Here is a 14638-nt window from a genome sequence, read left to right as displayed (position 1 = left end):
CGGTTGCGTGAGGCTCTGACACCGGGTTTTGGGAGTACCAAGCCAGCCATGAATATATGGCGTGCAAGGGAGGAAAAACATGCTTAGGAAAAAGACCAACGGGGTTGCGCGACGCCCCCAGCGGACAAGTATCCTGTCCCAGGTCGGCGAGAAAACCGTCGATCGCCGCGCATTCTTGCGCGGGTCCGGGTTAACGATCGGCGGATTGGCCGCGATCAGCGTAACGGGCGGAACCGTGACGCCAGCCAGCGCCCAGACAGCGGCCAATCAGGCCGTTGAAAACATCAAGTCCGTCTGCACCCACTGTTCGGTCGGATGCACAGTCATTGCCGAAGTGCAAAACGGCGTCTGGGTCGGGCAGGAACCCGGTTGGGACAGCCCGTTCAACTTAGGCGCACACTGTGCCAAGGGGGCGTCGGTTCGCGAACACGCCCATGGCGAACGCCGCCTGAAATATCCGATGAAAAAAGAAGGCGGAGAGTGGAAACGCATCAGTTGGGAAGAGGCGATCAACGAGATCGGCGACGGCATGATGCAGATCCGTCAGGAAAGCGGGCCTGACAGCGTTTATTGGCTCGGTTCAGCCAAACACAACAATGAACAGGCGTACCTGTTCCGCAAGTTTGCCGCCTATTGGGGCACGAACAACGTGGACCACCAGGCCCGTATCTGTCACTCGACCACGGTTGCAGGTGTGGCAAACACCTGGGGCTATGGCGCGATGACGAACAGCTACAACGACATCCACAACTCCAAGGCCATCTTCATTATCGGCGGCAACCCTGCCGAGGCTCATCCGGTCTCGCTGTTACATGTTTTGCGCGCAAAAGAACAAAATAATGCCCCGCTCATCGTCTGTGACCCGCGGTTCACAAGAACCGCGGCCCATGCCGATGAATACGTGCGCTTTCGTCCGGGGACGGACGTGGCACTGATCTGGGGTATCCTTTGGCACATCTTCGACAATGGATGGGAAGACAAAGAGTTCATCCGCACCCGTGTCTGGGGGATGGATCAAATCCGCACCGAAGTCGCTCAATGGACACCAGAAGAGACCGAGCGTGTGACAGGCGTACCGGGAAGCCAGCTCAAGCGCGTGGCCCGCACCATGGCCAACAACCGTCCCGGCACCGTAATCTGGTGCATGGGCGGCACCCAGCACACCAATGGTAACAACAACACCCGCGCATATTGCGTGCTTCAATTGGCGCTTGGCAACATGGGCACCACGGGGGGCGGAACCAACATCTTCCGCGGCCACGACAACGTGCAGGGCGCAACCGACCTTGGCGTACTCAGCCACACCCTGCCCGGCTATTATGGCCTAAGCGCCGGGGCGTGGGGCCACTGGTCGCGAGTTTGGGGCGAGGATTTGGATTGGCTAAAGGGGCAGTTCGCCACGATCAAGGATAAGGATGGCAAGGATAAGCCGCTGATGAATGAAAGTGGCATTCCAGTATCCCGCTGGATCGATGGTGTTCTGGAAGACCCGGCCAACATGGACCAGGACAACAACGTCCGGGCCATGGTGTTGTGGGGTCATGCGCCCAACTCGCAGACCCGCGGGCCGGAAATGAAAACGGCGATGGAGAAGCTCGATATGCTGGTCGTTATAGACCCGTATCCAACTGTTTCCGCCGTGCTTCATGATCGCACTGACGGCGTCTACCTGTTGCCTGCGTGCACGCAGTTCGAAACCCGGGGCTCGGTCACGGCCTCGAACCGCTCGCTGCAGTGGCGCGACAAGGTGGTGGATCCGTTGTTCGAAAGTCTGCCGGATGAGGTCATCATGGCCAAGTTCGCCAATAAGTTCGGCTGGTCAGATCGTTTGTTCCGAAACATCGAAATGGAGGATTCCGAAACCCCAAACGTCGAAAGCATCACCCGCGAACTCAACTCAGGTCTCTGGACAATCGGATATACTGGGCAGTCGCCGGAACGGCTCAAAAGTCACATGGCCAACCAGCACACGTTTGACAAAACCACGTTGCAGGCTGTGGGCGGACCGAACGATGGCGAATACTACGGCCTGCCGTGGCCTTGCTGGGGTACAGCCGAGATGGGGCACCCCGGAACGCCTAACCTTTACGACATGTCCAAACCGGTCGCCGAAGGCGGCCTGTGCTTCCGCGCACGGTTCGGGGTCGAGCGGGATGGTGACAACCTGTTGGCTGACGGGGTCTCAAACCCAGGTGCTGAAATTCAGGATGGCTATCCGGAATTCACCATGCAAATGCTAATGGATCTGGGATGGGACGGCGATCTGACGGCCGAGGAACGTGCGGCCATCGACGCGGTTGCAGGCCCGGAAACCAACTGGAAAACCGATCTTTCCGGCGGTATCCAGAGGGTAGCAATCAAGCATGGCTGTGCTCCTTTCGGCAACGCCAAAGCCCGCGCGGTCGTCTGGACTTTCCCGGACCCGATCCCGATCCATCGCGAGCCGCTTTATACACCGCGGCGTGATTTGGTGGCGGATTACCCGACCTACGAAGACCGGCATGCATATCGCTTGCCTACCCTCTACGCCTCGATTCAGAAGAACGATTTTTCAAAGGATTACCCGATAATCCTTACGTCAGGTCGACTGGTCGAGTATGAGGGCGGTGGCGAGGAAAGCCGGTCAAACCCATGGTTGGCCGAACTGCAACAGGACATGTTCGTCGAGATCAACCCGCGCGACGCCAACAACCTTGGCATTCGTGACGGCAGTCAGGTCTGGGTCGAAAGTCCTGAGGGAGGCAAGGTCAGGGTTATGGCGATGCTAACCGAAAGGGTCGGTGCCGGCGTGGCCTTTATGCCATTCCACTTCGGTGGGCATTTCCAGGGCGAAGATCTTCGTCACAAATACCCGGCCGGGGCAGACCCTTATGTGTTGGGTGAAAGTTCAAACACGGCGCAGACGTACGGTTATGACTCGGTAACCCAGATGCAGGAGACCAAGTGTACTCTCTGCAAGATCTCGGCAGCGTAAGGAGGATGATTTATGGCTAGAGCAAAGTTTCTCTGCGACGCTGAACGCTGCATTGAATGCAACGCCTGCGTTACCGCGTGCAAGAACGAGCACGAGGTACCCTGGGGCATCAACCGCCGACGGGTGGTAACGATCAATGATGGCAAACCAGGCGAACGCTCAATCTCGGTGGCCTGCATGCACTGCTCGGATGCACCCTGCATGGCGGTCTGCCCGGTAGATTGTTTCTATCAGACCGAAGACGGTGTGGTACTGCATTCCAAGGACCTGTGCATCGGGTGCGGCTATTGTTTCTATGCGTGCCCCTTCGGCGCGCCACAATATCCGCAGGCGGGTAATTTCGGATCACGTGGAAAGATGGACAAATGCACGTTCTGCGCCGGTGGCCCCGAGGAGACGCATTCCAATGCGGAATTCTCGAAATACGGCCGCAACCGTATTGCCGAGGGCAAACTACCCATCTGCGCCGAGATGTGTTCCACCAAGGCCCTGCTGGCAGGTGACGGCGATGTGGTTTCGGCGATTTACCGTGAACGCGTCGTGGCGCGCGGATTCGGCTCGGGCGCTTGGGGATGGGGCACAGCCTATGACCAAAAAGGCGGTTAAACCGCTGGCCTAATAACGAAATAGGTGACCCGCCCTGCGGGTCGCCCCTCCCTCTGAAAAGGGATAGGTATCGCCATGATCCGAATGATTTTTGCAATCATATTCGCGTTTGGAATGGCCGCAGATGTATCTGCGCAAGAAACGGCAACAGGTGAAAACGCGCGTGCCGCAACAGGCGGAGCTTCGACTCTTGAAGATATCCTTGCACGTCAGCGTGGTGAGCAAGTCAGCAACGATTACCGCTCTGGCAAAACAGGTCAGGGAAACGTCGAGGCGCTGATCGGCCAGTTGGGCACGCGCGGCACTGCGTCGGACAGCGACGTGTTCCGCGCTCTTCGCTATGGATCGGCGGATGTAACAACCTCATCGCGCAGCCCGGCCTCGAGTGTTATCATTCAGGACAGCGGCATGTGGTGGTTGAATTTCCGTACTGGCCCGCTTCGTACCTATGGCACATATCTGTTGGGGGCAATGCTGGGTGTCCTGCTGTTATTCTATTTCGTCCGAGGCAAGATCCGCATCGATGGCGAGAAAACGGGGCGGACTGTCACACGGTTCTCTGGCTTTGAACGCTTCGGTCACTGGTTGTTTGGCGGGTCGTTCCTGATCCTTGGAGCAACCGGTTTGATTACGCTCTACGGACGAGATTTTTTGATTCCGCTTGTCGGAAAAACTGGCTTCGCTTCAATTGCGTTGGCCTGCAAATGGGTTCACAACAATATCGCATGGGCCTTTATGCTGGGGCTGATCATCATCACGCTGAACTGGGTCGCCCACAACATTCCCAACCGCCATGATATAAAATGGCTTGCTGCGGGCGGCGGTTTGTTCACAAAGGGCAGCCATCCCCCGGCAAAGAAGTTCAACGCCGGACAAAAAATCATCTTCTGGACGTGCGTTATTCTTGGCATATCGATTAGCCTATCGGGTTTATCACTGCTTTTCCCATTTGAGTTTCCGATGTTCGCCAAGACGTTTGTCATAGCTAACGCTACCGGACTTCCCGAATATCTTGGGCTGGGCTTACCCGAACAAATGTCCCCGCATAAAGAGATGCAATTTGCTCAGGTATGGCACGAAATGGTCGCCTACGGTTTTCTGGCCATTATCATCGCGCACATCTATCTGGGATCGATTGGAATGGAAGGCGCTTTCGACGCAATGGGTTCGGGTGAAGTTGAGGAACAATGGGCTCGTGAGCACCATTCGCTGTGGCTGGATGAGGTCCGAGAGGCACAAGCCTCCAAAAGCGCGACCTCGCCTGCGGAGTAGATGAGGTCGCTTATCCTAGTATTGAGCCTACTGCCGCTGCCTTTGGCGGCAGAGTTTTTCACGCTCAAAGGACACGGTGGGCCGATCATGGCTATCTCGGTCGCTCCAGATGGTCGCATTGCCACTGCTAGTTTCGACAATTCCGTGGGCATCTGGTCCGGGCGCGCGCCAGAATGGCTCGAGGGCCACAAAGCGGCAGTCAATGCAGTAATCTTCAATGGAACTGCGGTCTACTCGGCGGGTGACGATTTCTCGCTGCGCCGATGGCCTGGTGGTGACGTTGTGGGAAAACACAAGGGTAAGATCGTCGGCATCGCCGCTTCCAAAACGCATGTAGCCACAGCCAGTTGGGACGCTTCCATCGGTATTTGGCCCGTCGACGGCAGTTCGCCGACAACTCTGGGTCCGACAAGTAGCGGCGTGAATGCTGTCACCTTCAGTAACGATGGTCGCCAGTTGTACTCTGCCGGAGCCGATGGCGCCATTCGCCTGTGGGATGTCGAAACCGGTAGGGAACTGCGTCGCATCGTCAAACACGAATTCGGCGTCAATGAATTAGTCCTGAACGAACATGACGGTTGGTTGGCCTATGGGGCAGTCGATGGCGGCACTCGTGTTCTATATCTCGACACAGGAGAAGAACACGATTTCACTCTGGACCGCCGCCCCATTTTGGCCTTGGCGTTGAGCGCCGACAGGCGCCTCATGGCTGTTGGTGATGGCGAAGGCTATATCATGGTGATTGACACAGAAAACTGGGGGATCGTCCATGACTTTCGCGCGACATTGCATGGTCCCGTGTGGGCTCTGGCCTTTTCTCCGGACGGAGAAAACATCCACGCTGGCGGTATTGACGATGTCATGTACAGTTGGCCGTTGTCTGCCCTGGGCGAGTACAGATTGATTGCCGAGAAGGAACGCTCATTTCTGAAGGATCCGGACGAAATGGACAATGGTGAACGCCAGTTTTTCCGAAAATGCTCCATCTGCCATTCGGTCGTTTCCGATGGGGGTCGCAAGGCCGGGCCGAGTTTGCATGGCCTTTGGGGGCGGCGCGCAGGAAGCCTTCCAGACTATCTGTATTCTGAGATACTAAAAAACTCTGATATCATCTGGACAGAAGAGACCATAAATGCCCTTTTCGATCTTGGGCCGGACCACTACATTCCGGGCTCCAAGATGCCAATGCAGAGGATCACGAGTGCAGACGACCGCGCCGATCTGATTGAGTTTCTGCGCTGGGCCACTTCGCAGGAGGAACATTGATGAAAGCGTTTTTGGCCGCTCTCGCCACCATGGTCGCGGTCGCCGCAGCCGCCCCGATGGCGCTGGAGCAATTCGGGTTTTCGGCTTCAAACACCGGTTCCTCGGTTCGTCTCGACTGAATGCCCGAGTTTCTGACCACCCGCGAGTTGGCCGAATTGCTGCGGATCGGCGAGCGCAAAGCCTATGACATGGCCTCATCAGGTGAAATTCCACATGTGCGTGCTATGGGAAAACTGCTGTTTCCCCGCACCGAGATTTTGGCTTGGCTCAAAGCGTCACACTCAGGTCCGCAGGTTGCGGAACCTTCATTGCCTCAGATCGTGGCCGGTAGTCATGATCCATTGCTGGACTGGGCGCTGAGGGAAAGCGGGTCAGGACTTGCAACGTATTACGATGGGTCTTTCGATGGGTTGGAACGTCTCAGACGTCGAGGCGCACAGGCCGCAGCGTTGCATATTCACGAAGCCGACGGTTTCAACCTACATACCCTTCATCACAGTATGGGCGAGGCACCTGTAGTTCTGATTGAAATCTCCCGTCGCCAACGCGGATTACTGTTGGCACGCGGCAGCGTTGGCATTACCGGTTTTGAAGACCTGAGGGGTCGTCGGGTGGTGCAGCGCCAACACAACGCTGCCAGCCAGCGCCTGTTCCTGTCGCAACTGGAACAACACGGCCTGAACACGAATGATCTTGCCCTGCCCCAGCACTGTGCCCGCACCGAAGAAGAATTGGCCATTGCGTTGCACGACGGCAAGGCCGAGGCCGGGTTTGGTCTGGGCGCTCTTGCGGGTCTTTATGGGCTGGATTTCGTTCCGACCCACGAGGAACGCTTTGATCTGGCGATTTGGCGGCGGGCCTTTTTCGACCCACCAATGCAAAACCTTATGGGGTTTTTGCGCTCGGACAGGTTCTCAGCACGAGCGGTGGAATTGGGCGGGTATGACCTTTGCGGTCTTGGAACAGTTCACCACAACGGGCAGTCCGGTTAGGAAGCCGCACGGCACCCTACCTATTCCGACACGGCGGTTCGCCTCGGCTCATTTCGCGTTCGGAAAGAACAGTTGCTGTCCGTCAAGCATGTAAGACGCGATAGCCGATTGACCATCGTCGCTAAGCAACCAGTCAATAAACCGTTTCCCGGCTGCAGCTTTGACTCCCGGATGCTTATTTGGATTGACCAGAATAACTCCATACTGGTTGAACAGTCGGGGATCGCCTTCGATCAGTATCTCAAGGTTCCCCTTATTACCAAATGCGATCCATGTGGCGCGGTCGGTCAAAGAATAGGCATCCATTCCGGCTGCTATGTTTAGTGTTGCGCCCATGCCGGACCCTGTTTCGCGATACCAATCCCCCGAGGCCGCACCAACGTCTATTCCTGCGTTCGCCCAATGTCGCAATTCGGCCTTGTGCGTTCCGCTGTCATCCCCTCGCGAAGCGAAAGGGGCTTTAGCCCAGGCAATGGCTCTCAAAGCGGCGACGATATCATTGCCACCTTTAATCCGGGCCGGGTCTTTTTTCGGACCGACAAGCACAAAATCGTTGTACATCACGTCAAAACGTTCAACCCCCCAACCGTCAGAAACGAATTTCTCCTCGGCCTGCCTGGCATGCACCAGCAAGACATCACCGTCGCCATTGGTCGCGTTCTTGATTGCCTGCCCGGTGCCGACCGCAACCACGCGAACTTCGATACCGGTTTCAGCTTCAAATCCCGGCAAGATAAAGTCCAGCAATCCTGAGTTCTGCGTCGACGTCGTCGATTGCAAGACAATGAAGGCGTCCTCGGCCTGTGCCGATCCGGCAGCCAAAGCAAGTGCAAACGCACTTGCCCGGAACCATGCTCCAAACATGTGTTTCTCCATAATTGAACTACGTCACCAAGCCCCCGGCGAGATAGCAGCGTGCCGCATCGGTTTTCGGGGTATCAAGTATCTGTTTGGCGACACCATGTTCGACAACACGACCGCCTTGCATCATCACGATATCTGCCGCCAGTCGGCGCGCCTGACCAATATCATGCGTCACCATTACGATTCGCACACCGTGTGCCGAAGCGTCCAAAATCATTCGTTCGATCGCTTGGGTTGCAGCTGGGTCCAGAGCGCTCGTGGGCTCATCAAGCAAAAGGATATCCGGGACCGTCGCGAGCGCCCGCAGAATTGCAAGGCGCTGAGCCTCACCACCCGACAATGAACGAGCCGATTGCCGAGCCTTGGCTAGCAAACCGCCTTCGGTCAGCAACTCTGCAATTCTTTGACGTCGCACATTGCGCGGCAATCTTTGGCGCTTCAAAACAAAATCCAGATTGGCGGCAACCGAACGGCGCAACAGTACAGGTTTCTGAAACACCATCGCTTGCCGCGACTTTTGTTCGCTATTGAGTACAGTTCCGTCCTGTATGACCTTTCCAGCGTCTGGAAAAATCAATCCGTGCAAGCATCGTAGCAACAGGCTTTTGCCGGCACCATTCGGGCCAAGAATGAGCGTTGGGCCCGGACCTTCAAGCAGAAGATGAGGCACGTCCAGCAAGATACGGTCGTTGCGTCTGATGCGCAGGCCTCGCGCCTCGAACCCTCTTATCGCTTCCACGCTGAGATCACGCATGGCGCAATCCCTCCCGTTCCGATCTAAGCGTCAGAGCACTGACAAATGCGTTCACGGCAACGGCGGTAGCGATCAAGATCGTGCCCAAGGCCAAGGCAAGCGAAAGATTGCCCTTTGATGTCTCCAGAGCGATTGTGGTGGTCATTACCCGAGTGACGTGGTTGATGTTGCCGCCTACGATTATGACGGCACCAACTTCGGCAATTGCGCGCCCGAAACCGGCCAACAACGCCGTCGCCAGCGCCAAGCGGGCGTCCCACAGGAGGACCGGGACCGAGGCAAGGCGCGAGACCCCTAGGGAAAGCAGTTGTTCGGCATATTCCTCGGCCAGCGTTTCCACAACCTGACGGGTCAAGGCGGCGACAATGGGTGTCACAAGCACCACTTGCGCGATGATCATCGCCGTTGGCGTATAAAGCAATTGTAGTACACCAAACGGTCCCGAACGCGACAACATCAGATAAACCAGTAGCCCGACAACAACTGGTGGTAGGCCCATTAAGGCATTAATCAGAACGATCACAGCACGTCGTCCGGGAAAACGACCAACGGCCAAAGCCGCCCCCAAAGGCATGCCGATGAGCGCGGAAATCAGCACAGCCATTATTGAGACACGTAATGACAACAGAACAATCGCCCATAGCTCGGCATTGCCCTGAAATATCAGGGTTATGGCCACCTGCAGTTCTGCCGCAAAATTCTGCATTATTTTCCGTCACACCAAGATAATGCCTAAATCACCGAGATTTACAAAACAACTTAACGCGGCGACGGTAAATCTCCAGCACCAAAACCGACAAGATACCAAAAAAACGCGGCCCCTCTAGGGGCCGCGTCGGTTGCTTGTATACAATTCGAGCAGGAAGGTGGTCGACTTAATTCAAGGCGCCATCAGTGATCTGATGCGTCCAGGCGCCATCCGGCGCCGCAGTGATCACCGGGTCAGAACCACCAGCGAGCAGAGTACTCACCGTGCGTTCATAGTCGGCAGGATCTAGCGCGCCGTTGGACCCGGCGGTCAGCTTGGCGATTTCACCCATCATACGCTTCTGGTGCTTTTCGGTTTGCGCCCCGGTTTCGTCATTGTCGAGCACGATCAATGCGGCCTCGTCAGGATTCTCTTCGGCGTATTTCCAGCCTTTCATCGAGGCACGCACGAAACGAGTCATCTTGTCGACAAATGCCGAGTCGCCCAAATTTTCCTCAAGGACATAAAGCCCGTCTTCAAGCGTCGCAACGCCCTGATCTTCGTATTTGAACGTCACCAGTTCCTCGGGGCTGACACCAGCATCAATCACTTGCCAGTACTCATTGTAGGTCATCGTGCTGATGCAATCCGCCTGACGCTGCAAGAGCGGATCCACGTTGAAACCTTGTTTGAGTACTTCGACGCCACTGTCACCCTTGCCGCCTGTATCGATGCCCAACTGACTCATCCAGCTCATGAACGGGAACTCGTTGCCAAAGAACCAGACACCTAACGTGCGGTTCTTGAGGTCATCAGGCGAGGCTATGCCCGCATCCTTCCAACAGGTCAACATCATACCGGAGCTTTTGAACGGCTGCGCGATATTGACAAGTGGCAGGCCTTTTTCACGTGCAGCCAGCGCTGCGGGCATCCATTCGACCGTAACATCTGCACCGCCCCCAGCGATCACTTGCGTCGGAGCGATGTCCGGACCACCAGGTAATATGGTGACTTCCAGACCTTCTTCATCGTAAAACCCCTTGTCCTTGGCCACATAATAGCCCGCGAACTGGGCCTGGGTAACCCATTTCAACTGCAACGTAACTTCGTCGGCCGCCAAAGCGCCTGAGGCAGCAAAGCCCAGGGATAGGGCCAACCCTGTGATCGTTTTTCTCATGTCTTACTCTCCTTGTTGATTTCAATGTCCTCTTTCAGAGGATCTGCTGTTCCTGTAGTTCATCTTCTGCGCTGCGAAGGATGCCAAAAGGTAACCGTCCGCTCAATCAACACCACGATACTGTAAAAAGCCGTGCCCGCTAGTGCCGCAACCGCGATCTCGGCCCAAACGAGGTCGATGGACAGGCTTCCGACACCCGTTGATATGCGAAATCCCATGCCCCGGGTCGGCGAACCGAAATACTCTGCTACTATTGCCCCGATCAGGGCCAGGGTGGTGGCGATTTTTAATCCGTTGAACACGAATGGCATTGCGGCTGGCAAGCGAAGCTTTAGCAAGGTTTGCCAATATCCGGCCGCATAGGTGCGCATCAGGTCCCGCTGCATCGCATCGGTTTCGCGCAATCCCTGCACTGTGTTGACCAGTATTGGAAAAAACACCATCACCACCACGACCGCAGCCTTCGATTGCCAATCGAATCCAAACCAACTGACCAGTATTGGGGCAATACCCACAATTGGCAAAGCGGCAACGAAATTGCCGATGGGCAACAGACCCCGCGTCAAGAACGATGATCTGTCGATGAAAATCGCGGTTGCCAATGCCGCTACTCCGCCGATGAGAAATCCGGTCATCGCCCCCTTGAACACAGTTTGCTGGAAATCTTCCCACAATGTGGCCGTAGAGGCAGCAAAGGTCTGCGCGACAGCTGACGGCGCTGGCAGAATGACTGGAGAAACCTGCAGCCCCCTTACAATACCTTCCCACAGAATCAGAAGCGTCACCCCAAACAGGACTGGAACGAATATTCGCGCCGAGCGGGTATCGCGCAATTGAGAACGGGCGAGCCAAGAATTCAGCGCCCAAGCACCGAGCCAGAACAACAGGGCGAACATTAGCCAGTTCATGCTTCCATCCCCATCCGCTTGAGCGCTGCCCGCTGCAACACATCCAAAAGCGTCACGAGGATACCTGCCAAAATTGCTGCAGCGAGCAGCGCCGCCCAGATCGCCAGTGGCGTTCCGAATTGATCCCCGATCAGAATGCGTGCCCCCAACCCCGAGATTGCACCAGTCGGCAGTTCCCCTACAATAGTTCCCACAAGAGAAGCCGCGACACCAATCTTGAGAGAAGTAAACAGATACGGAACAGAACTGGGAAGGCGAAGTTTAATAAATGCGTCTAACCCACTGGCATTATAGGTTTTCAACAGATCCAGCTGTGAATGGGCCGGCGCACGCAGCCCTTTTACCATCCCTACAAGAACCGGAAAATAACACAGGTAGGCCGAAATAATCGCCTTGGGAACTCCTCGCCCTTCAATTCCAAGTTGCGAACTAAGCACGATGATCATCGGTGCCAGCGCCACGATAGGAACTGTCTGACTGATGATCGCCCAAGGCATCAAGCTCATATCCACGACGCGGGAATAGACGATAGCCACCGCGCCCAGAATTCCCAGCGTTGTTCCCAGCAAGAAACCCCAAAGCGTCGATTGCAGAGTGATCCCCGCGTGGTAGATCAGTGAACGTTTGGACATCGCTCGGCCTCGCAAGGCCATCTCACCCGTCGTTTTCCACAATTCGCTGCCCACCTGGGCCGGTGTTGGCAGACGCGGACGTTCCAGATCGTAGCCTACGGCGACCAAATGCCGGTTTTGCGTCATCAACCACCATACGGAGACGCTCTGCCGAGCCAAGGACGTTTCGGGCACAACCTGCTCTCCGCCTCGCTCGGCCTGATCCAGCGCGACGCGGATGTTCATCGGCGCCACGGCGAGATACCAAAGCCCGGCAAGCACAGCCAGCACAGTCAGGATAGGCAAGAAATTTCTCATGCAATACACCCCGCGATATCCAAGGCATCAATCATCATAGGCGTGCCCTGCCCTCAAGCCTTCACGCACGCGGTGTGCAACTTCAAGAAACTCCGGAGTATCGCGAATATCCAGCGGACGCTCTTTGGACAACGGACTTTCTATCACATCGGTAATCCGCCCCGGACGCGGGCTCATCACCACAATCCGGGAACTCAGATATACTGCCTCCGGAATCGAGTGAGTAACAAAGCCGATCGTCTTTCCAGTCTGGCGCCAAAGTTTGAGCAACTGTTCGTTCAGGTGATCACGGACAATTTCGTCCAGCGCACCAAATGGTTCGTCCATCAACAGAATATCCGCGTCAAAGGCCAGAGCCCGCGCAATCGAAGCGCGCTGCTGCATCCCACCAGAAAGCTGCCAAGGATATTTTCCACCGAACCCTTTCAGATCAACCAGTTCCAGAACCCGGTCTGCCCGTTCTTCCTGCTCATCACGAGAATATCCCATGATCTCGAGCGGGAGTTTTATGTTCTTTGCGATGGTACGCCAAGGATAAAGGCCTGCTGCCTGGAAAACGTAGCCATAGGCCCGGTTGCGCCGCGCCTCGTCCGGTGTCAAATCATTGACGCTGAGGCTGCCGCCGGTGGGTGTTTCCAATGCCGCAACACATCGCAGGAAAGTGGTCTTCCCGCACCCGGAAGGCCCGATGAAGCTGACAAAATCGCCCTTGTTAATAGTGAGACTCACATCCTTGAGCGCGTGGACCGGCCCGTCATTGGTCTGAAAGGTCAAATCCAGATTCTCGGCCTTGATGACTTCTTCCTTCAATTCTTCCCCCGCACGATCTTCCAAGCATTGATAAGTTCGGACACCAATTGGTCCGTGTGTTCTTCCTGTGTCGAATAGCCGATCACTGAAACCCTAATGATTTCGCGCCCCTGCCACTGCCCATGGGTCGGATATACCCGCCCCGCTGACTGCACGATCCGCAACACCTCGCGCGTTTCAGCGTCGCTGTCGCCACAGCGAATGGCCACCTGGTTTGACACCACATCGTTCATCACCGTCAGCCCAGGTTCGGCAACGATCTTCCCGGCGATCCGGTTGGCGAGCGCACAGTGTCGGGAAACCATTTCCCGAACACCGCTCCGACCAAGATGGCGCAAAATGGCGTAGCTGGGCACACCACGTGCTCTGCGAGAAAGCTCGAAAACAGAATCGGTAGGTTCCCAATGTGCGTTGGTTGCTGGCAAATACGCCCCCCGCGCAGACATCGATGCCACCAGTGGCGCACGGTCGCGAACTATGGCAACACCCGCATCAAAAGGCGCATTCAACCATTTGTGCAGATCAACCGCCCAGCTGTCCGCCAACTCCACCCCCGCAAGGCGCGACGCTAGTTCTGGCACGGCTGCAAGCCACAGGCCAAAAGCACCGTCCACATGAATCCAAGCATTTCGCCCACGGGCCATCGGGATGACTTCGGCAAAAGGATCGAATGCCCCGGTGTTGATCTGTCCCGCCTGGAGAACAACCAGAACAGGCCCAGTCGCTCGACTCAATGCCTTTTGAAATGCCTCCGGTCTAATCCGTCCTTGACCATCTGTAGCCACCCTCAGAACGCGGGACGCACCAAATCCAGCGTATCTGAGCGCTGCGAATGGCGCCGAATGCGCGTCTTCACCAATCAACACAGAAATCTCGGGGGCTCCGAACAACCCGTCCGCCTCGACGTCCCACCCTTCTTGCGCCAGCAACGCATGCCGTGCAGCCATAATGCCTGTTGTGTTTGCGAGCGTCGCCCCGGTGGCTATACCCACTCCACTTTCAGGCGGAAGGTTTAACAGATCGACCACCCAATCACATACGGCACGCTCCATCCCGGTGATCGACGGTGTCTCGACAGAAGAAGCGACATTCTGTCCCCAAGCGGATACCAACATGTCCGCCGCTACGCCAACAGGGTGAGAGCCACCCAGAACAAAGCCGTAAAAATTGGGTGAGCACATCTGGTTTATCCCCGCATCCGCATCTCGGGCCATATGCGCAACGACCGCTTCGGCGGACAGACCTTCCTCGGTCAGCGGCGTCCGAAACCTGGCGACCGCCTCATCTAGACCCAGCGCTGGAGGTACCTGGCGATCCGGCACGCCCAGGCGGTAGGTAACCGCCTTTTCGGCGGCCAACCGCATTGCCAGTTCGTGATCGGTGCTGAGCCCTGACACT

General features: G+C 56.4%; 13 protein-coding genes. 5 read left to right on the top strand and 8 right to left on the bottom strand.

What is annotated here, in order from left to right; genetic code table 11:
- Positions 1–79: 79 nt before the first annotated feature.
- From ACR0LZ_RS11285 to ACR0LZ_RS11265, 5 genes are all read left to right on the top strand, one after another.
- Positions 80–2974 carry a formate dehydrogenase subunit alpha gene (locus tag ACR0LZ_RS11285; protein ID WP_480749906.1) on the top strand — a complete coding sequence of 965 codons (2895 nt, stop codon included), beginning with the start codon at positions 80–82 and terminating at the stop codon, positions 2972–2974.
- Positions 2975–2986: 12 nt separating this feature from the next.
- Positions 2987–3580 carry a formate dehydrogenase FDH3 subunit beta gene (gene fdh3B, locus ACR0LZ_RS11280; RefSeq protein ID WP_480601309.1) on the top strand — a complete coding sequence of 198 codons (594 nt, stop codon included), beginning with the start codon at positions 2987–2989 and terminating at the stop codon, positions 3578–3580.
- A 75-nt stretch (positions 3581–3655) separates the two neighbouring features.
- Entirely contained in the window at positions 3656–4852 is a 1197-nt protein-coding gene (locus ACR0LZ_RS11275; protein WP_480749905.1) for a formate dehydrogenase subunit gamma, read from the top strand.
- Complete coding sequence (locus ACR0LZ_RS11270) at positions 4853–6118, top strand: c-type cytochrome (RefSeq protein ID WP_480749904.1); 1266 nt, start codon at positions 4853–4855, stop codon at positions 6116–6118.
- A gap of 119 nt (positions 6119–6237) precedes the next feature.
- Positions 6238–7110 (top strand): substrate-binding domain-containing protein, encoded by an 873-nt coding sequence (locus ACR0LZ_RS11265; RefSeq protein ID WP_480749903.1) that lies wholly within the window; start codon positions 6238–6240, stop codon positions 7108–7110.
- Between the two features lie 48 nt (positions 7111–7158).
- Here the strand turns inward: ACR0LZ_RS11265 and ACR0LZ_RS11260 are convergent, their stop codons facing one another.
- The 8 genes from ACR0LZ_RS11260 to ACR0LZ_RS11225 all read right to left on the bottom strand — a co-directional run bounded on the left by ACR0LZ_RS11260 (position 7159) and on the right by ACR0LZ_RS11225 (position 14637).
- Positions 7159–7974 (bottom strand): ABC transporter substrate-binding protein, encoded by an 816-nt coding sequence (locus ACR0LZ_RS11260; protein ID WP_480749902.1) that lies wholly within the window; start codon positions 7972–7974, stop codon positions 7159–7161.
- A gap of 19 nt (positions 7975–7993) precedes the next feature.
- On the bottom strand, positions 7994–8728 hold the full coding sequence (locus tag ACR0LZ_RS11255) for an ATP-binding cassette domain-containing protein (protein WP_480749901.1): 735 nt from the start codon (positions 8726–8728) through the stop codon (positions 7994–7996).
- Positions 8721–9434: an ABC transporter permease gene (locus ACR0LZ_RS11250; protein ID WP_480749900.1), complete on the bottom strand. Its 714-nt coding sequence runs from the start codon at positions 9432–9434 to the stop codon at positions 8721–8723. The genes ACR0LZ_RS11255 and ACR0LZ_RS11250 overlap by 8 nt, the downstream gene beginning before the upstream one ends.
- Positions 9435–9603: 169 nt before the next feature.
- The gene (locus ACR0LZ_RS11245; protein WP_480749899.1) at positions 9604–10593 is read right to left on the bottom strand and encodes an ABC transporter substrate-binding protein; all 990 of its coding nucleotides are present in this window, start codon (positions 10591–10593) and stop codon (positions 9604–9606) included.
- Positions 10594–10652: 59 nt separating this feature from the next.
- A complete protein-coding gene (locus tag ACR0LZ_RS11240; protein WP_480749898.1) occupies positions 10653–11501 on the bottom strand; it encodes an ABC transporter permease in 849 nt (282 codons plus the stop codon).
- Entirely contained in the window at positions 11498–12430 is a 933-nt protein-coding gene (locus tag ACR0LZ_RS11235; protein ID WP_480749897.1) for an ABC transporter permease, read from the bottom strand. The genes ACR0LZ_RS11240 and ACR0LZ_RS11235 overlap by 4 nt, the downstream gene beginning before the upstream one ends.
- 27 nt (positions 12431–12457) lie before the next feature.
- Positions 12458–13240 (bottom strand): ABC transporter ATP-binding protein, encoded by a 783-nt coding sequence (locus ACR0LZ_RS11230; RefSeq protein WP_480749896.1) that lies wholly within the window; start codon positions 13238–13240, stop codon positions 12458–12460.
- Positions 13237–14637, bottom strand: coding sequence for a pyridoxal phosphate-dependent decarboxylase family protein (locus ACR0LZ_RS11225; protein WP_480749895.1), 1401 nt, complete (start codon positions 14635–14637; stop codon positions 13237–13239). The genes ACR0LZ_RS11230 and ACR0LZ_RS11225 overlap by 4 nt, the downstream gene beginning before the upstream one ends.
- Between the last annotated feature and the right edge of the window lies 1 nt (position 14638).

This window comes from Ruegeria sp. CI1 (genome assembly GCF_056536925.1).
This window is presented reverse-complemented; position numbering and strand designations above follow the sequence as displayed.

Bases quoted from the DNA above. Each gene is read 5' to 3' on its own strand.
- ACR0LZ_RS11285 (WP_480749906.1), top strand. From the start codon at position 80: ATGCTTAGGAAAAAGACCAACGGGGTTGCGCGACGCCCCCAGCGGACA.
- fdh3B (WP_480601309.1), top strand. From the start codon at position 2,987: ATGGCTAGAGCAAAGTTTCTCTGCGACGCTGAACGCTGCATTGAATGC.
- ACR0LZ_RS11275 (WP_480749905.1), top strand. From the start codon at position 3,656: ATGATCCGAATGATTTTTGCAATCATATTCGCGTTTGGAATGGCCGCA.
- ACR0LZ_RS11270 (WP_480749904.1), top strand. From the start codon at position 4,853: ATGAGGTCGCTTATCCTAGTATTGAGCCTACTGCCGCTGCCTTTGGCG.
- ACR0LZ_RS11265 (WP_480749903.1), top strand. From the start codon at position 6,238: ATGCCCGAGTTTCTGACCACCCGCGAGTTGGCCGAATTGCTGCGGATC.
- ACR0LZ_RS11260 (WP_480749902.1), bottom strand. From the start codon at position 7,974: ATGTTTGGAGCATGGTTCCGGGCAAGTGCGTTTGCACTTGCTTTGGCT.
- ACR0LZ_RS11255 (WP_480749901.1), bottom strand. From the start codon at position 8,728: ATGCGTGATCTCAGCGTGGAAGCGATAAGAGGGTTCGAGGCGCGAGGC.
- ACR0LZ_RS11250 (WP_480749900.1), bottom strand. From the start codon at position 9,434: ATGCAGAATTTTGCGGCAGAACTGCAGGTGGCCATAACCCTGATATTT.
- ACR0LZ_RS11245 (WP_480749899.1), bottom strand. From the start codon at position 10,593: ATGAGAAAAACGATCACAGGGTTGGCCCTATCCCTGGGCTTTGCTGCC.
- ACR0LZ_RS11240 (WP_480749898.1), bottom strand. From the start codon at position 11,501: ATGAACTGGCTAATGTTCGCCCTGTTGTTCTGGCTCGGTGCTTGGGCG.
- ACR0LZ_RS11235 (WP_480749897.1), bottom strand. From the start codon at position 12,430: ATGAGAAATTTCTTGCCTATCCTGACTGTGCTGGCTGTGCTTGCCGGG.